The sequence below is a fragment of the Mesorhizobium sp. M7A.F.Ca.CA.001.08.2.1 genome (assembly GCF_003998455.1).
Lineage (GTDB): Bacteria > Pseudomonadota > Alphaproteobacteria > Rhizobiales > Rhizobiaceae > Mesorhizobium > Mesorhizobium ciceri.
Window position 1 is genome coordinate 1 of record NZ_RZPW01001242.1, and the last position, 979, is coordinate 979.

Genomic DNA, 979 nt, shown 5'->3' on the forward strand with positions numbered 1-979 from the left:
GATGCGGTCGGTGCGCAGGCGTTTCAGGCTGTTTTCGCAGGCCCGCTGCACGCCCGCGCGCGAGGCGTTCGACGGTAGCACTTTCGAGACCAGGAAGGTCTCGTCGCGGCCTTCGAGGCCCTGAAAAAGGCCGGCAAGATCCGCCACTGGGGCGTCAGCAATTTCGACACCGACGAGATGGAAGAGCTGATCGGCCTGCCCGATGGCGGCAATGTCCAGACCAACCAGGTGCTCTACAATTTGGTCCGGCGTGGCCTCGAATTCGATCTGGCGCCCTGGAGCCGGCAGCGCGGCATCCCCTTGATGGCCTATTCTCCGGTCGAGCAGGGTGCGTTGGCGCGCAATGCCAGGCTCGAAGCCATTGCCGGGCGCCACAATGCGACCCCAGCGCAAATCGCCCTGGCCTGGGTGATGCATCAGGAGGGCGTCATCGCCATCCCGAAGGCCAGCAGCGAGGAGCATGTCCGCCAGAATGTCGCTGCGCTCGACATCAAGCTTGCGCCGCAGGACATCGCCGATCTCGACCGCGCTTTCCCGCCACCAGCGCGCAAGCGCGGGTTGGAGATGATCTGACTACGTCCCCGCCAACCCCTTCAGCCGGTAGAGCGCTTCCAGCGCCTCGCGTGGCGTCATTTCGTCCGGGTTGATGTCGCCAAGTGCCGCGCCCAGCGCGTCGCTCTTGATCGGCTTCGGCGCTTCTCGCTTCACCGCCACCGAAAACAATGGAAGATCGTCGACCAGCCGGTTGGTCTTGCCCGAAACTTCGCCCTCTTCCAGTTGGTGCAGCACTTCCTTGGCCCGGTCGACCACCGCTTCCGGCAGGCCGGCCAGCCGCGCCACCTGCACGCCGTAGGAGCGGTCGGCGGCACCCTTGCCGACCTCGTGCAGGAAGACGACGTCGTTTTCCCATTCCTTGACCCGCATGGTGACGTTGGATAGACGCGCCAGCTTGCCGGCCAGCGAGGTCATTTCGTGAAAG

1 protein-coding gene and 2 pseudogenes are annotated in these 979 nt (G+C 64.9%); 1 reads left to right on the forward strand and 2 read right to left on the reverse strand.

Annotation, left to right across the window (positions count from 1 at the left end; translation table 11 throughout):
- Positions 1-108, reverse strand: a pseudogene (locus EN914_RS39725) (aldo/keto reductase); the annotation flags it as partial.
- Here EN914_RS39725 and EN914_RS36525 point away from each other — a divergent pair.
- Positions 103-573: pseudogene (locus EN914_RS36525) on the forward strand (aldo/keto reductase); the annotation flags it as partial. The pseudogenes EN914_RS39725 and EN914_RS36525 sit on opposite strands and share 6 nt — an antisense overlap.
- Here EN914_RS36525 and EN914_RS36530 read toward each other — a convergent pair.
- The coding region (locus tag EN914_RS36530; RefSeq protein ID WP_407067837.1) for a MutS-related protein at positions 574-979 on the reverse strand (406 nt) is incomplete at its 5' end.